Below are 16,576 nucleotides of genomic sequence, written 5' to 3'. Positions count from 1 at the left end.
CATATACCTGAAGGAGCTGCCGAAGGCTGCGATCTTTTGTATCCGACACAACTTCACAGACACTCTTTAACCTTTAATCATTGGGCCACCCCGCGCGCCTGATGCTAATCTGCAACCCACTTCAAGCGCAGTCGTGACCGCAACCCGTCTGGGTTCAGGGAAGACGACCACACCTTCAACAACGGACATTGAACGGGTCATACATGAATAAATCAGCAGGCGTGCTTCTGGGAATTGTGGTCGCCATCGGGGCCATCAGCGTCGGCGGTGCCTGGTACACCGGCACCAAAATCGAAAGCGTATTGAACACTTCCCTTGCCGACGCCAACCAGCAATTGCAGGCTGCGCTGGTCGGGCACAAAGGCACGGCCACGCTGGAGCTGGTCTCGCTGGAACGTCACGTATTCAGCAGCACCGCGCACTATCGCCTCAAGGGCGAAGGTGAAATGTTCGGCGAGGCGCCGGTCGAGTTGCTGTTCGTCGACCACCTGGAACACGGTCCGCTGCCGTTCTCGCGCCTGCTGTCGCTGAAGTGGTTGCCGGTCATGGCCACCAGTCATTACGAACTGGAAAAGACTCCGCTCACCGAGAAATGGTTCGCCGCCACCAAGGGCGCTTCGCCGCTTACCGGCGTGGTCAATATCGGCTACGACAACTCCACTAACGGCACGCTTGAGTTGCTGCCACTGGAAACGGCCCTGGACGACAAGTCCAGCCTGAAATTTTCCGGTCTGAAGCTCGACGTTGCGGCCAGTGCCCAGGCACAGAAGGTCAAGGCCGATGGCTACATGGACAGCCTGAAGCTGACCACCGTTTCGGAAGATCAGGCGCCGGTGCAGGTCGAGTTGAGTGGCCTGACCCTGGCCAGCAACCTGACCAAAAGCACCTACGGTTACTACACCGGCGACAACACCGTTGAGTTGAGCAACAGCAAAACCACTTTCGGCCCGAAACAGTCGGTGCTGGGCTTCAAGAACTTCGAAATGAAGAACCAGACCGCGGAGTCGGGCACCAGCGCTTCCGGGCGTGCCGATTACAAAGTCGGTGAAGTGTCCCTGAACGGCAAGGCCGTTGGTTCTGCGCAGATGGCCCTGAGCCTGAAGAATCTCGACATCCCCGCCACGATGGCGTTGATGCAGATTTACCAGACCAAGCTGCAACCCTACGAGCAGGCCGCCGCTGAGGCTGCCGAGGCTGGTTTGCCAACGCCGGAACTGAACCTGACCGAAGCCGAAGAGGCACAGCTCAAAACCAATCTGGAGAAGTTGCTCGCTGCCGGCCCGCAGGTGGCGCTGGAGAACCTGTCGTTCAATACCACCAATGGCGAAAGCCGCGCCAACCTGGTACTTGACCTGACCAAGCCGCAAACGATCGACCTGCCGGCCGACCAATTGGCCAGACAGCTGGTCGCATTGCTGGACTTCAATCTGCAAGTGTCCAAGCCGATGATCGTCGACGTGCTCACCGTGCAATCGCAAATCGACGGCCAGACCGACGCCAAACTCATCGCTGATCAGGCCACCGCCACCGCCGACATGTTCAGCAGCATGGCCGTTGGTAGCCAGTTGGCAAAACTGGACGGCAACAACATCGTGACCAAACTGCATTACGCCAACAATCAGGTGGACTTCAACGGCCAGAAAATGACCGTCGAAGAGTTTGCCGGTTTCCTGATGAGCAAATTCGGCGGCGCTGGCGAAGTCCAGTAATACCGAGGCGTAAGCCAGCAACGCCCGACTACTGCGCAATGCGGATGCCGGGCGTTTTGCTGTCTGGCTTCAATCGCGAATCATCCGCCACGCCTCATCCACTGGCAGCGGCTGTTTCATCCGCTCGGCGAGCATCGCCATGGTCCGCTCTTCTTCGCACGCTACGACGGCGGTTACCACGCCGTTTTTGCCGAACAGCCCGATGAAGGGGGGCTTGAACGGATCACCCTTGAACTCGACTTCATCCCAGGCTTCGGCGTGGCCCAGGTAGTCGTAATTCTTGCCGAAGTGCCAGGTCCAGAAGTACGGTACGTCGAGGTAGTGTTCATCGCCACCCAGCATGTTCGCGGCCGCAATACGCGCCTGTTGCTGGGCCAAGCGCCAGTGTTCGATGCGCCGGGGCTGGCCGTTGAGCGGGAAGGTGGCGATGTCGCCGGCGGCCCAGAGTCCATCGGTCACACGCATACCGCCATCGACGCGCAGCGAATGATCTTTTTCCTGCGGCAGATCAGCGAACGGCGCGGTTGCCGGGGTGACGCCGATCCCCACCAGCACCAGATCCGCCGATAATCGCTGACCGTTATCCAACAGCACCGCTTCGACCTTGTTCGTTCCTTCAATCTGTGTGGCTTCGCCATCGGTGCGCAACACCACGCCATTGGCTTCATGCAGGGCAAGAATTGCTTTGCCGATGGTTTCGCCGAATTGTTTGGCGAACGGCACTGGCTGACGGGCCAGAACCGTGACGTCAAGGCCGTACTGGCGCAGGGATGAAGCGGACTCCATGGCGATGAAGCTGTCGCCGATGATCACTGCGCGCTGACCGGGCTTGGCGCTGTCGAGAATCTGCTGCGCATGAGCCCTTGAGCGCAAGACGAACACTTGCGGCAGGTTTGCGCCGGGCAGTTCCAATGGTTTTGGCGTACCACCAGTCGCCAACAGAGCCGCATCATATTGGAGCGATTGGCCGTCAGTCAGTCGCAGTGTGCGGTTGGTGGCGTCGAGGCTCATCACTTCGGCATTGATACGCTCGATGCGTTGCTCGCGGTAAAAGTCGTCATCACGCAGCGACGGGACTTCTTCCGTTGGCATCTCGCCGGCAATCACGAATTTGCTCAGCACCGTACGGTCGTAACCGGCCCCGGCTTCGCGATCGATCAACAGCACCCGGCCGCCGAAGCCTTTTTCGCGCAGCGCCGAGGCCGCCGCCGTGCCTGCGGCGCCGGCACCGACAATCACAAAGGTGCGCTCGTCATCGGCGGGCGGGGTGTGAGCATCCTGCAGCGGTTGGTCGCCCACCCAGACCTCGCCATCACGCACCTCAAGCGGATAACGCTTGAGGCTGTCCAGAGCGGGTGGCTCACATAATCCGCCATCCTCGATGCGAAACTGGGCCTTGTGCCACGGGCAAGTCAGGCGCCCATTGCAGAGTGCGCCCTCGGCCAGCGGCGCCCCGGCGTGAGGGCATTCGCCTTGATAGGCGCGCAATTGGTCGCCGACTTTCAGCAGCAGGATTTTACTGTCGTCGATGCGGACTTCCAGGCCACGGTTTTCGGAGACGTCGGTAAAACGGGCGACGCGATGCAAGGTCATGATCGCTCTCCAGACAGGCGTTTCTCTAGAGAGTCTGGCGCGTAACGCGAGGTTCATCCAAATGCCACTGCCAACGCGCGAACGGTCCGGCTATAGTTTGCACGCCGACGACGGCCCAACACGCACAAGGTGCTCCGGAATGACCCGATTGACCTCACTGAAACCTTGGCTCGCGGCCGTAGCCCTCGCCTTTTGCGTGCAACTTCCGGCACACGCCGCCCAGGAGCGTTTCACCCTGAACATCCCGGGTGTTTCAGATGACCGCTTGTTCACTTCGGCTGCGGCCAGTGATGCGCCGGGCTGCGGCGGGCACAACGTTTCACCGGCATTGGCCTGGAACGCCGGCCCCGCAGGCACCCTCAGCTACGCCATCGTCATGCACGACCCGGATGGACAGAAAGGCCAGGGCGTCGATCACTGGGTGCATTACGGAATCAAGGCCGGCACCCATCAGATTGCTTCCGGTGTCGGCGCCAAATCCGCGCTTGAAGGCGTGGGCGGCACCAACAGCAAAGGTACCACCGGTTATGTCGGCCCTTGCCCGCCCGTTGGTGACAGCGCGCACCATTACATTATCCAGATCTACGCCCTGGATCTGGCGCCCGATGCTTTACCGGCCGGCCTGACCCGTGCGCAATTTCTGGAAAAAATCAAAGGCCATGTGCTGAAAAACAGCAGCGTGGTACGGCGTTATCACCGCTGAAAAATATTCAGCGCGACTTAACCCGAATCGAAAGGGCTGCCCGTCTCAGAGGATGAATGGATCAATTTCCTCCTGAGGTCAGCCCACATGTCCCTCCCTCTGCATTTCCTCCGTCCGGCCGCCCAGGGTTTCGCCGCCGGGTTGCTGCTGGCCATTGCCGGTTGCGGAGTTTCGTCGAAACCCGAGTCTGCAGCGGTGCCGCCACCGGCCCAACCTGAGTTGAAAACCGAAGCGTTGGTGCAGCACGAGAGGGTCGCGGCCGATGCATCGATGGCCAAGCGCAGCGTGCTTGCGGCCCCTGTCGCCAGTTTCGCGCCGATGCCTGCCGGTGAGTTTTATCCACAGGGCTATCGCGATGAACAGCGAGAGCAGTATCAAGCGTTGGCGGATAACCCGATCCACAGCGTTGCCGAAACGCCGGTCTCGACCTTCAGCGCTGACGTCGACACGGGCGCTTACGCCAACGTCCGCCGCTTGCTCAATCAGGGTCGCCTGCCACCGGAAGGCGCGGTGCGGCTGGAGGAAATGGTCAATTACTTCACTTATGACTACGCCTTGCCGACTGATGGCTCGCCCTTCGGCGTGACCACTGAACTGGCAGCGTCGCCGTGGAGTCCGCATACCCGCTTGCTGCGCATCGGTATCAAAGCGTCGGACCGTGCAGTCGCGGAACTGGCCCGGCGAATCTGGTGTTCCTGGTAGACGTGTCCGGTTCGATGGATCGCCGCGAAGGTCTGCCGCTGGTGAAAAGCACGCTGAAATTGCTGGTCGATCAATTGCGTGAGCAGGACCGGGTGTCGTTGGTGGTCTACGCCGGCGAATCGCGCGTGGTGCTGGAGCCCACGTCCGGACGGGAAAAAGCGAAGATTCGTACAGCCATCGACCAATTGACCGCAGGCGGCTCCACCGCCGGGGCATCGGGTATCGAACTGGCTTATCAACAGGCGCAACAGGCGTTTATCCCCAACGGCATCAACCGTGTCCTGCTCGCCACGGACGGAGACTTCAACGTCGGCATCAGCGACTTCGACAGCCTCAAGCAAATGGCTGTGGATAAACGCAAGACCGGCGTTTCCCTGACCACCCTGGGTTTTGGTGTGGATAACTACAATGAACACATGATGGAACAACTGGCCGATGCCGGCGATGGCAACTACGCCTATATCGACAACCTGCGCGAGGCGCGCAAGGTGCTGGTGGATCAGCTCGGCTCGACCCTCGCCGTGGTAGCGAAAAATGTGAAGCTGCAAGTGGAGTTCAACCCGTCGCAGGTCAGTGAGTACCGCTTGCTCGGCTACGAAAACCGCGCGTTGAAGCGTGAGGATTTCAGCAACGACAAAGTCGATGCCGGCGAAATCGGTGCGGGACACACGGTGACGGCGCTGTACGAAATTGTCCCAGCGGGAGAGAAGGGTTGGTTGGAGCCGCTGCGCTACGGTAAATCGGGCGTCGCTGTGGCTGATAAAAACGGCGAGTTGGCGATGCTGCGTGTGCGTTATCAGTTACCGGAAGGTGGGAATAGTCGCTTGATCGAACGCCGGATCGTCAACACTCCGATTGGCAAACCCAGCGACGATCTGCGCTTTGCGGCGGCGGTGGCGGCGTTCTCCCAGCAGCTCAAGGACGGGCGCTACACCGGCGAATTCAGCCTCAAAGACACCGAAGCGCTGGCCCGTGACGCACGGGGCGAAGATCGATTCGGTTTGCGCAGCGAGTTCGTGCAATTGGTGGAGCTGGCGCAAAGTCTGCGCACCACCACGGCATCCAATAGTCAGCCGCTCAAGGGAGGCTACAACTGATATGTCAGCCGCTGAAGCGAGCGATGAATCACTACTGGCGCGCTATCGCTCGGGGGACGGGCCGGCGTTCGAGATTTTATACGCCCGTCACCGCCAGGGGCTCTATCGCTTCCTGCTCGGCCTCAGTGGCAAGGCCGAGCTGGCGGAAGAGGTTTATCAGGACACCTGGCTGAGCTTGATCCGCAGCACCAGTCAGCCACAGGGCCGGGCGAATTTTCGTACCTGGCTCTACCAGATTGCCCGCAACCGCCTGATCGATCATTGGCGCAAACACGGAATCCACAATCCCTTGCACGACAGCTATGACGAACAGGCTCACGCGGTGATCGACAATGCTGCAGATCCCGAGCAATTGCTGAGCCTGAGTCGCGACAGCCAACGCCTCGAAACCGCCCTGCAAAACCTGCCCGCCGACCAGCGTGAAGTGTTTCTATTACGGGCCCACGGCGAACTCGACCTGCCACAAATCGCCACCCTCATCGAAACCCCGCTGGAAACCGTCAAGAGCCGTTTGCGTTACGCCCAGCAAAAATTGCGTCGGCTGCTGGCCGAGGAGGTACTGACATGACTGACGCCCGTCCTACGCCCGAAGACGAAATGGTGAAGCATTTTCGTGAACATGCGGCAGGTGAGCCGCCAGCCCATCTGGACTCATTCATCCTGGGCGCCGCACATCATGAAGTTCCGGTGCGGCAACCGAGCCTGTGGCAACGCTGGGTGCAAGCCCGCCAGAAACCCCGTTGGCAAGTGGCGTTCGCCAGCCTGGTCGGCGTGGCCCTGATGTTGGCGCTGGTGCAGCGTTCGCCGGAACAAACGCCGACTTACGACTTCGCCCCTAAAGCCTCCGCGCCACAGGCCAAAAAGGAGTTCACAGAAGCTCCTGCGGCGGCTGCTCGTTCCTTGGCAGCCCCGGCACCTGTAGCGCCGATGGCCGACGTTGCTGCGCCCGCACAAAGCGAAGCCTTCAACTCGGAGTTGGCTGAAGAAGCCAAAATCAGCAAGCGCGCCGCTGCGCCGGTGAAGTCTCTGGATGATCAGCTACGCGAAGTGCTCCGCCTGCAAAAAACCGGGCACAAGCAAGCGGCCGATAAACTATTAGCCGACCTGCACAAACGCTTTCCCGACGAAAACCTCGCCGCTCGGCTCAAGGATTTGCGGAAAAACTGATCGGCACAACGCTCGACGATTTGGCATCAAGGCCCGAAAGCGCGCACTATCGGGTCATAGTCGATGCGTTGGAGGATGCCGTGACAAAAAAAATCGACCGCATCGCCCAAATGCTCAACTGCCCGGAAAAGGGCGAGGAACTGCGGCGAGCGGTTACCGAGAGTCGTAAGGAGTTTCTGCTGAATCAGCCGGAAGAAACCGTGGCTGAAGACGACGACCTTGAAGAGGAATTCTTTGAGGAAGACGAGGACGATGAATACGACGAGTTTGACTGGACGACTGAATGAGAAAACCGCTTCGGCGGTTTTTTCTATCGCCAGTCGTTCGGATATACCGAACAACTCAGGCCCTCAATAATTGCGCTCGGCATTCCCTTTGTACTAGGCACAAAAAAGCCCCAGATCTTACGATCCGGGGCTTTCTCGTTTCTACGTATGGTGCACCAGGCGGGATTCGAACCCACGACCCCTGCCTTCGGAGGGCAGTACTCTATCCAGCTGAGCTACTGGTGCAATGCGGGCGCCATGATACTCATATGCACTGCGGGCGTCCATGCTGCTGAATCGCCTGCGTTTTTCCAAAGCGTAACCTGTGTTTGCTACGTTGATCAGAAAAAATAGGCAAATGCGGCGTTTTCGTTCTTTTTTTCGAACGCCCTATTGTCCTTTACCCCCTTTGATCCTAGGATTCGTTTGAGATTTCAAACGCTCTTGTCTGGGTGCTGAACCGCACGAGTTCAATCAGTGCGCTATTTATGTGCTTCAGCCCGGTGAATGATTTCCCTGACGGCAGCCTACTGAGGCGCCTTTCTACAATCATAATTTGCTCCGCGCGTGCGCGGTGCTGTTAAGGAAAGCCGACATGCAGCTTAAAGACACCCAGTTGTTCCGCCAACAAGCCTTCATCGATGGCGCTTGGGTAGATGCGGACAATGGTCAGACGATCAAGGTCAACAACCCGGCAACGGGCGAAATTCTGGGCACCGTGCCGAAAATGGGCGCTGCCGAAACCCGCCGTGCGATCGAAGCCGCTGACAAAGCGCTGCCGGCCTGGCGTGCACTGACCGCCAAGGAACGCGCGAACAAGCTGCGTCGCTGGTTCGAACTGATCATCGAGAACCAGGACGACCTGGCTCGCCTGATGACTCTGGAACAAGGCAAGCCATTGGCCGAAGCCAAGGGTGAAATCGTTTACGCCGCTTCTTTCATCGAGTGGTTCGCCGAAGAAGCCAAGCGCATCTACGGTGACGTGATTCCGGGCCACCAGCCAGACAAGCGCCTGATCGTGATCAAGCAGCCTATCGGCGTGACCGCTGCAATCACCCCGTGGAACTTCCCGGCCGCGATGATCACCCGTAAAGCCGGCCCGGCCCTGGCCGCCGGTTGCACCATGGTGCTCAAGCCTGCTTCGCAAACTCCGTTCTCCGCATTCGCTTTGGCTGAACTGGCTCAGCGTGCCGGCATTCCTGCTGGCGTGTTCAGCGTTGTTTCCGGCAGCGCCGGCGACATCGGCAGCGAGCTGACCAGCAACCCGATCGTACGCAAACTGTCCTTCACCGGTTCGACCGAAATCGGTCGTCAACTGATGTCGGAATGCGCCAAGGACATCAAGAAAGTGTCCCTGGAACTGGGCGGCAACGCGCCGTTCATCGTGTTCGACGACGCGGACCTGGATAAGGCCGTCGAAGGCGCGATCATTTCCAAGTACCGCAACAACGGCCAGACCTGCGTCTGCGCTAACCGTCTGTACATTCAGGATTCGGTCTACGACGCGTTCGCCGAGAAACTGAAAGTGGCTGTGGCCAAACTCAAGATCGGTAATGGTCTGGAAGACGGCACCACCACTGGCCCGCTGATCGACGAAAAAGCTGTCGCCAAGGTGCAAGAGCACATCGCTGACGCCGTTGCCAAAGGCGCTACCGTACTGGCCGGCGGCAAATCGATGGAAGGCAACTTCTTCGAGCCGACCATCCTGACCAACGTGCCGAAGAACGCTGCCGTGGCCAAGGAAGAAACCTTCGGTCCATTGGCGCCGCTGTTCCGCTTCAAAGACGAAGCCGAAGTGATCGCGATGTCCAACGACACCGAGTTCGGTCTGGCCTCGTACTTCTACGCTCGCGACCTGGGCCGTGTGTTCCGTGTGGCTGAAGCCCTGGAATACGGTATGGTCGGCGTCAACACCGGGCTGATCTCCAACGAAGTCGCGCCGTTCGGCGGCATCAAGGCCTCGGGCCTGGGTCGTGAAGGCTCCAAGTACGGCATCGAAGATTACCTGGAAATCAAATACCTCTGCCTGGGCATCTAAGCCCGGCGAGGCATTGCTTCAAGCGCAAAGGGCACGAGAGCGCTGTCCCTTTGCGTTGCTTCAAACCGGAATTTTCTCTGTGGCCGGGAACGCCGTGGCAGTCGATCATCGCATGCTGCCACCGTTGACTCCCCGCTGCATTTTCCTTGAACCACGCCGCCCGATGAGCGGCGAATGAGGACTTTATGAGCAAGACTAACGCTTCTTTGATGGCCCGCCGTACCAATGCAGTTCCACGTGGTGTTGGCCAGATTCACCCGATCTTCGCCGAGTCCGCGAAGAACGCTACCGTGACCGACGTTGAAGGTCGCGAGTTCATCGACTTCGCCGGCGGCATCGCCGTACTGAACACCGGCCACGTGCACCCGAAAATCATCGCTGCCGTGACCGAACAGCTGAACAAGCTGACCCACACTTGCTTCCAGGTTCTGGCCTATGAGCCGTACGTAGAAGTGTGCGAAAAAATCAACGCCAAGGTGCCAGGTGATTTCGCCAAGAAAACCCTGCTGGTGACCACCGGTTCCGAAGCCGTAGAAAACGCCGTGAAAATCGCCCGTGCCGCTACTGGCCGTGCCGGCGTGATCGCCTTCACCGGCGCTTACCACGGTCGCACCATGATGACCCTGGGCCTGACCGGTAAAGTCGTGCCTTACTCGGCCGGCATGGGCCTGATGCCAGGCGGCGTGTTCCGCGCTCTGTACCCGAACGAACTGCACGGTGTGAGCATCGACGATTCGATCGCCAGCATCGAGCGCGTCTTCAAGAACGACGCTGAGCCACGTGACATCGCAGCGATCATCATCGAGCCGGTTCAGGGCGAAGGTGGTTTCTACGTTGCGCCTAAAGAATTCATGAAGCGTCTGCGTGCCCTGTGCGACCAGCACGGCATCCTGTTGATCGCTGACGAAGTACAGACTGGCGCTGGCCGTACCGGCACCTTCTTCGCCATGGAACAGATGGGCGTTGCTGCCGACCTGACCACCTTCGCCAAATCCATCGCTGGCGGCTTCCCGCTGGCCGGTGTGTGTGGCAAGGCCGAATACATGGACGCCATCGCTCCAGGCGGCCTGGGCGGCACCTACGCCGGTAGCCCGATCGCTTGCGCCGCGGCCCTGGCCGTGATGGAAGTGTTCGAAGAAGAGCACCTGCTGGACCGCTGCAAGGCTGTCGGCGAGCGTCTGGTCACTGGTCTGAAGGCCATCCAGGCCAAGTACCCGGTCATCGGCGAAGTCCGTGCCCTGGGCGCGATGATCGCTGTCGAGCTGTTCGAAAACGGCGACAGCCACAAGCCGAACGCTGCCGCTGTGGCATCGGTTGTGGCCAAGGCTCGCGACAAAGGCCTGATCCTGCTGTCCTGCGGCACCTACGGCAACGTTCTGCGCGTCCTGGTACCGCTGACCTCGCCGGACGAGCAACTGGACAAAGGTCTGGCGATCATCGAAGAGTGCTTCTCCGAGCTGTGATCGCTTAGTGTGACCTGATCGACAAAAAACCCGCTTCGGCGGGTTTTTTTATGCCAACCGAAATATAACCCGCGTATTAGCGCTGTATCGCAAGGCCAGCATTCGCTAAGGTTCAGGCATTGCCAGGGAGAGCCGTATGACAGTCGTCAATTTACCCGCCGTTCCACGAGTGCTGATCGCCGAGGCTGACCCGTGGTCACGGGACCTGCTCAAGGAAGTCTTGTTGAATGTACGTTGCGACGCGCGGCTGGATCTGTGCGCCGACGGCCAACAAGCGCTGGAGCTGCTGGCGGCCAACCCTTATGACTTGGTGATCGTCGACTGGGAACTGCCCGGTGTCGACGGCCTGAATGTGTTGCGCAGTGTTCGTCAGCGCAAACGCAATCCACCGTTGCCCTTCATTCTGATGAGCAGCCGCAACGACAGCGCCAGTGTGCGCGAAGCCCTGCCGCTGGCGCCTGCCGCGTACCTGACCAAACCGCTGAACATGGAAAGCCTGACCCATCGTTTGCAGGATTTACTGCTCAACGCCGGTGAGGAAGTCTCGTGTGAGGTGCCGTCGTTGGCGCCGGGCATGACCTTGTCGGTGTATCTGGAGCGCCGTCGTGAACTGGCGGAGGGTGCGCCGCTGATGACGGACGTGCAGTTGGCGGTCAAGCGCAGCCTCAATCCCAACGGCCTCGATCTGACAAAACTGGAAGACGAGATCCGCACAGACCCGCAAATCACCGCTGTGCTGATCGCCGCTGCCAACAGCGCGGCCCAGCACCATGGCGCCGCAGTGCAAACCCTGGCTCAGGCGCTGCAGCGTTTGGGCACCGGGCAAAGCATGAACCTGATTCTGGGCCTGGCCCTCAAGCGCAGCGCCAAACTCAGTGATCCATATTTAGCGGACTACGCCGAGCGTTATTGGGACCTGTCGCTGCACACGGCCGAATACGCCCGGACGCTGGCGCGGCTGCTGGATCTGGATCAGGCGCGCTGCTATTGCGCTGGCATGTTGCATCGCCTGGGTGATCTGGCGTTGCTGCGTTGCTTGCAGGAGTGGAAGCAGGCCGGTGGCGAGCTGGACGAGCAGGAGGAGGTGGGCGAAGCGCTCGCCGAATTTGGCGCGGCGTACGGTTCGGCCCTACGTACGCGCTGGCGCCTGCCTCTGGAGCTGCGACAGCTGATTGCGGCGGCCTACCAGCTCGGTGGCGGGGTTTACTCCCGCGAAGCCTTGGTGATGAACATGGCGGCGCAATTGGCGCGCCTGACTGAGCATGAAGGCATCGAAGAGCTGGCCAAGAGCCGGACGGCGCGGCTGCTCAAGATCGGGTTGCCGGAGTTGATGCGGATGCGCAAGAAGTAAGAAGCACGGGAATTCCTGTGGGAGGCTCCCACAGGAGAGATGTGCCGGGCCTGTCAGCCCACGACGATCCGGTTCTTGCCGTCGCGCTTGGCCTGATACATCGCCGCGTCCGCGCGGGCAAACAGGCTTTCCACGTTTTCATCCTCGGCAGTGAGGCTGGTCAGCCCCTGGCTGACGGTGATGCCGAAAGTCTGGCCATCGTGGTCGAAACACAAGCGCTGGATCTCCCGTTGCAGGCGCTCGGCCACTTGCAGGGCCATCTCCGGCGTGCAGCCGGGAAACACCGCAGCGAACTCCTCGCCGCCAATGCGCCCGAACAGATCGCCACGGCGCAGCGCCGCGCGGCCGCTGTCGGCGATGTGTTGCAGCACGTTGTCGCCTTCCTGGTGGCCGTAGGTGTCGTTGATCACTTTGAAGTCATCGATGTCCAGCATCAGGAATGACAGCGGCGTGCCTTGTTGCCGTGCCAGTTCGAACTCCTGATGCGCGCCATCGAAGAAGTGGTGGCGATTGCTGCTCTGGGTCAGGGCATCGGTGGTGGCTAGGCGTTGCAGCTCGGTTTCCATGTGCTTTTTGTCGGTGATGTCTTCGGCGAGGCCGACGATGATCACCGGTTGACCCGGCTCGGCTTGACGGTTGATGAAGCATTTGTCGCTGAGCCAGCGCACTTGGCCCTCGGCGTCGATGATGCGGTATTCGCGGTCTTCGACGGCGCCTTTGTCCAGCACCTCCGCCAGGCTGCGCTCGGCGTGTTCCAGATCGTCGGGGTAAATGCTGTCGCGCCACTGGTTGTAGTCGGACAGCAGCAGGTCGGCGGATCGGCCGAAAATCCGTTCATAGGCGGGGCTGACGTACAGCACCTGGCGGGTTTCCCAATTGAAGGCCCAAAGCACCGCGTTGACGCTCACCAGCAGGGTGCTGAACAGTTGCTCGCGTTCGCTCAGGCGCGCCACTTCACCTTGGGCACGCATCAGCGCCATCAGGGTTTGCGCGGCCTCGGGCCACTGCGTTGGAGTACGGTCTTTCAGGTTTTCATTGACCATCGGTACAAATCTCAAAGGGCATGCACCGCCTTAAGTTCGAAGCGGCCACAACGAAGCACGCCTGGATGGCGAAGTGTCTTTGAGAGGGGGGATTTGCAGCGAAGTTCCGAAAGGTGCGCCCCGGAAAAGGGCGCACCGATCAACGGCATCAGGCAGCGGTAGGGCGCAGGGAGTAGGTTTTCAGCTGATCGGCGAAGTCACGCAGGGATTGAATCCCGCTGGCTTCGGCTTCATGCACCCAGTCCTTGATGGCGGCGAGCATGTCGTGACCATTTGAACTGGTCTTGACCCAGATCTGCTGCAATGCGAGGCGTTTTTCGTAAATTACCTTCAGCGCCTGGCTGTGCTCGAGCATGTTCTGGATGCGTACGTGATGCTTTTCGTCCAGCAGGCTGGTTTCCCGGGACAGTAGGCGCTTGGCGCGGTGGAACTGGTGGCGGACCGAGTGATCGACCTTCGCCAGCTCTTGCTTGACCAGCGGGCCAATTACCAATTTGCGGTATTGGGCCATGATCTGGAAGCGGTTGTTGAGGATCGCCATGGCGGTGTCCATGTCCAGGCTGCCCTTGCCTTCGACGCGGTGGGCGATCGGCGCGACGCGCTGGACCTTGGCCAGACGCAGGAAGCTGAAGACTTTGATCCAGGCCCAGCCCATGTCGAATTCCCACTTCTTCACCGACAGTTTTGCCGAGTTAGGGTAGGTGTGATGGTTGTTATGCAGTTCTTCGCCACCGATCAGGATGCCCCATGGCACCAGATTGGTCGCCGCATCGCGGCACTCGAAGTTGCGATAGCCGACGGCATGGCCCAGGCCATTGACCACACCGGCGGCCCACACCGGAATCCACATCATCTGGACGGCCCAGATGGTGATGCCGATGGTGCCGAACAGCAGCAGGTCGATGACGCCCATGATCGCCACGCCCAGCAGCGGAAAGCGGGTGTAGAGATTGCGTTCGATCCAGTCTTCGGGACAGTTCTTGCCGTAGATGCGCAGAGTCTCGGGGTTTTCCGCCTCGGCGCGGTACAGCTCGGCGCCTTTGCGCAGAACCGTGGACAAGCCCTTGACGACCGGGCTATGCGGGTCATCTTCGGTTTCGCACTTGGCGTGGTGCTTGCGGTGGATGGCGGTCCACTCGCGGGTGTTCTGCGCCGTGGTCAGCCACAGCCAGAAGCGAAAGAAATGTTTCAGGCCGGCATTCAGCTCAAGCGAGCGATGGGCTGAGTAACGGTGCAGATAGACCGTGACGCCGACGATCGTCACGTGGGTCATCAGCAGGGTGACTGCCACCAGTGACCAGGGCGACAAGCCGAGAAAACCTTCGTACCACATAGGCTATAGGGCCCTCGATAAAGAAAAAAACAGCCGTTGCATTATCACCAAGCCCACAGAGAAAACCAGTCGCCCTTTCAGATAAGAGTGGCTGGATGTGTCATTCACCTATAATCCCGGCAATTTTGTAGGGACATGGACAGCCTTATGTCTGCCAGCTATCGCGATGCCGTGCGCACAGCGCTGCTTTACCTGTTGCTTTCTGTGGTCTGGCTGCAGGGCAGTGACTATTTATTGAACAGTTTCTTCGATAGCTCAGTCGAGCTATCACGATGGCAACTGATCAACGGTTATGCCTGGGTCGTCTTCAGCGCCGGGTTGATCTTCATTGCCCGGACGCGCTTGCTGCGTTGTCTGGGATTCGGCGCCAGGTTGCGCGAACGCAGCGAAGATCGTGAGCGCTTGCGACAGGCGGCTGCGGTGTTCGATTGCACCCGTGAAGGCGTGCTGGTCACTGATCGCGAAGGCTTGATCGTTCACGTCAATCCGGCCTTCATGCGGATCACCGGTTATCAGCGCGAAGAGGTACTGGGGCAGCGTCCCAGCCTGTTCAAATCCGGCCGTCATTCGGCGGATTTCTATCAGGCGATGTTCTCGACCCTCGACAGCGTAGGCGAGTGGAGCGGGGAAATCTGGAACCGGCGCAAAAGCGGCGAAATCTATCCGCAATGGCAAACCATCCGCATCATTCGCGACGATTCGGGGCAGCTCAGCCATTACGTCGCGGTGTTTTCCGACATCAGCGCGATCAAGAACTCCGAACAAGAACTGATGCACCTGGCGCACCACGATCCGCTGACTGACTTGCCCAATCGCCTGCTGTTCACTGATCGCACCGAACAGGCGCTGGCTTCGGCGCAAATCCACAAGCGCGGTTGCGCGTTGCTGATGATCGACCTGGACCATTTCAAGATGATCAACGATAGCCTCGGACACACCATCGGCGATCAGTTGCTCAAAGCGGTAGCGGAGCGCTTGAAGGCGATGTTTGGCCCCGGCATCACCCTGGCGCGACTGGGCGGCGATGAGTTCGCGCTGCTGGCCGAGAACTGTCCGCAATTGGGTCAGGCCGCAGCGCTGGCCCAACGCATCATCGAGGGTCTCAAGGAGCCGTTCCCGATCGACGGGCATCAGCTGTTCATCAACACCAGTATCGGCATCAGCCTGTTCCCCGGCGATGCCCTGAGCGCTGAACAGTTGTTGCGCAATGCTGATTCCGCGCTGTTCAAGGCCAAGAGTGCCGGCCGCAATGGTTACGCGCTCTACACCGAGGAGTTGACTGCCCACGCCCAGCAGCGGGTCGAGATTGCCTTCGAGTTGCGCCGCGCCCTGGATCAACAAGAGTTGAGGGTCTATTACCAGCCGGTTCACGACCTTCAGACCCGCCGGTTGATCGGCGTCGAGGCACTGGTGCGTTGGGAGCACCCGCTACGAGGCCTGGTGTCTCCCGCCGAATTCATCCCGGTCGCCGAGCGGACCGGGCTCATCGCCGAAATCGATGCCTGGGTGATGCAGCAGGCGTGCCGGCAAATGTGCCAATGGCAGCAGGCCGGCGTGGCGTTGTCGTTTGTCGCGGTGAATGTTTCTTCGCGGTTGTTCGCTCGCCGTGAGTTGTACCAGCAAGTGGCGCAGGTGCTGCGTGAGACCGGACTGGACCCGGCCTGTCTGGAACTGGAGGTCACCGAGAGCGCGGTGATGGAAGACCCGGAAGTCGCGCTGGAGCAGATGCATCGCCTGCGCGAGTTGGGTGTGCGCTTGGCCATCGACGACTTCGGCACGGGTTATTCGTCACTGCTGCGGCTCAAGCGCCTGCCGGTACAGAAGTTGAAGATCGATCAAGGGTTTGTCGCCGGGTTGCCTTGGGACGAGGACGACGCCGCTATTGCGCGGGTGATCATCGCCCTGGCGCAGAGCATGGGCATGCAGGTGCATGCGGAAGGGATCGAGCAGATTGAACAAGCGGCATTCCTGCTCGAACACGGCTGCCATCTGGGTCAGGGTTATTGGTTTGGGCGACCGGTGCCGGCTGGGCAATTGGATTGGGCTCATGCTCCAGTCATTCGTTAATCGCTAAAAGATCGCAGCCTTCGGCAGCTCCTACAGGGGAATGT

General features: G+C 59.9%; 12 protein-coding genes, 1 tRNA gene and 1 pseudogene. 10 read left to right on the top strand and 4 right to left on the bottom strand.

Features of this window, described 5'->3' with window-relative positions:
- Nucleotides 1-203 precede the first annotated feature (203 nt).
- On the top strand, nt 204-1,709 hold the full coding sequence (locus ACW9JC_RS21620) for a YdgA family protein (protein WP_457457444.1): 1,506 nt from the start codon (nt 204-206) through the stop codon (nt 1,707-1,709).
- Between the two features lie 69 nt (nt 1,710-1,778).
- Here the strand turns inward: ACW9JC_RS21620 and ACW9JC_RS21615 are convergent, their stop codons facing one another.
- Nucleotides 1,779-3,302, bottom strand: a complete 1,524-nt coding sequence (locus ACW9JC_RS21615) for an FAD-dependent oxidoreductase (protein ID WP_457457442.1) — start codon at nt 3,300-3,302, stop codon at nt 1,779-1,781.
- A 139-nt stretch (nt 3,303-3,441) separates the two neighbouring features.
- On the opposite strand from ACW9JC_RS21615, the gene ACW9JC_RS21610 reads away from it, so the two are divergent.
- The 5 genes and pseudogenes from ACW9JC_RS21610 (at nt 3,442) to ACW9JC_RS21590 (ending at nt 7,258) form a co-directional block, all read left to right on the top strand.
- Nucleotides 3,442-4,005, top strand: coding sequence for a YbhB/YbcL family Raf kinase inhibitor-like protein (locus ACW9JC_RS21610; RefSeq protein ID WP_457457440.1), 564 nt, complete (start codon nt 3,442-3,444; stop codon nt 4,003-4,005).
- 87 nt (nt 4,006-4,092) lie between these two features.
- Nucleotides 4,093-5,804, top strand: a pseudogene (locus ACW9JC_RS21605) (vWA domain-containing protein).
- A 1-nt stretch (nt 5,805) separates the two neighbouring features.
- Nucleotides 5,806-6,372, top strand: a complete 567-nt coding sequence (locus ACW9JC_RS21600; protein ID WP_457457438.1) for an RNA polymerase sigma factor — start codon at nt 5,806-5,808, stop codon at nt 6,370-6,372.
- The gene (locus ACW9JC_RS21595) at nt 6,369-6,971 is read left to right on the top strand and encodes a hypothetical protein (protein ID WP_457457436.1); all 603 of its coding nucleotides are present in this window, start codon (nt 6,369-6,371) and stop codon (nt 6,969-6,971) included. Before ACW9JC_RS21600 ends, ACW9JC_RS21595 begins: the two co-directional genes overlap by 4 nt.
- A gap of 20 nt (nt 6,972-6,991) precedes the next feature.
- Nucleotides 6,992-7,258 (top strand): hypothetical protein, encoded by a 267-nt coding sequence (locus ACW9JC_RS21590; RefSeq protein ID WP_457457434.1) that lies wholly within the window; start codon nt 6,992-6,994, stop codon nt 7,256-7,258.
- A gap of 148 nt (nt 7,259-7,406) precedes the next feature.
- Here ACW9JC_RS21590 and ACW9JC_RS21585 read toward each other — a convergent pair.
- Nucleotides 7,407-7,483 (bottom strand) — tRNA-Arg (locus ACW9JC_RS21585).
- 349 nt (nt 7,484-7,832) lie between these two features.
- Here ACW9JC_RS21585 and gabD point away from each other — a divergent pair.
- The 3 genes from gabD to ACW9JC_RS21570 all read left to right on the top strand — a co-directional run bounded on the left by gabD (nt 7,833) and on the right by ACW9JC_RS21570 (nt 12,089).
- Nucleotides 7,833-9,275 carry an NADP-dependent succinate-semialdehyde dehydrogenase gene (gene gabD, locus ACW9JC_RS21580; RefSeq protein WP_416127478.1) on the top strand — a complete coding sequence of 481 codons (1,443 nt, stop codon included), beginning with the start codon at nt 7,833-7,835 and terminating at the stop codon, nt 9,273-9,275.
- Between the two features lie 185 nt (nt 9,276-9,460).
- On the top strand, nt 9,461-10,738 hold the full coding sequence (gabT, locus tag ACW9JC_RS21575; RefSeq protein WP_448105918.1) for a 4-aminobutyrate--2-oxoglutarate transaminase: 1,278 nt from the start codon (nt 9,461-9,463) through the stop codon (nt 10,736-10,738).
- Nucleotides 10,739-10,874: 136 nt separating this feature from the next.
- Nucleotides 10,875-12,089: a response regulator gene (locus tag ACW9JC_RS21570; RefSeq protein ID WP_338584127.1), complete on the top strand. Its 1,215-nt coding sequence runs from the start codon at nt 10,875-10,877 to the stop codon at nt 12,087-12,089.
- Nucleotides 12,090-12,142: 53 nt separating this feature from the next.
- Here ACW9JC_RS21570 and ACW9JC_RS21565 read toward each other — a convergent pair whose 3' ends face one another.
- Both ACW9JC_RS21565 and desA read right to left on the bottom strand, forming a co-directional pair.
- Nucleotides 12,143-13,132 (bottom strand): GGDEF domain-containing protein, encoded by a 990-nt coding sequence (locus ACW9JC_RS21565; RefSeq protein WP_457457446.1) that lies wholly within the window; start codon nt 13,130-13,132, stop codon nt 12,143-12,145.
- Nucleotides 13,133-13,280: 148 nt separating this feature from the next.
- Complete coding sequence (desA, locus tag ACW9JC_RS21560; RefSeq protein WP_457457432.1) at nt 13,281-14,465, bottom strand: delta-9 fatty acid desaturase DesA; 1,185 nt, start codon at nt 14,463-14,465, stop codon at nt 13,281-13,283.
- Between the two features lie 147 nt (nt 14,466-14,612).
- Between desA and dibA the strand changes: the two genes are divergently transcribed.
- On the top strand, nt 14,613-16,532 hold the full coding sequence (dibA, locus tag ACW9JC_RS21555; protein ID WP_457457430.1) for a phosphodiesterase DibA: 1,920 nt from the start codon (nt 14,613-14,615) through the stop codon (nt 16,530-16,532).
- Nucleotides 16,533-16,576: the final 44 nt, after the last annotated feature.

It is taken from the genome of Pseudomonas sp. SDO5591_S426 (genome assembly GCF_054070755.1).
Note: the sequence above shows the minus strand (reverse complement) of the source record. Positions and strands in the feature narration are given on the sequence as shown.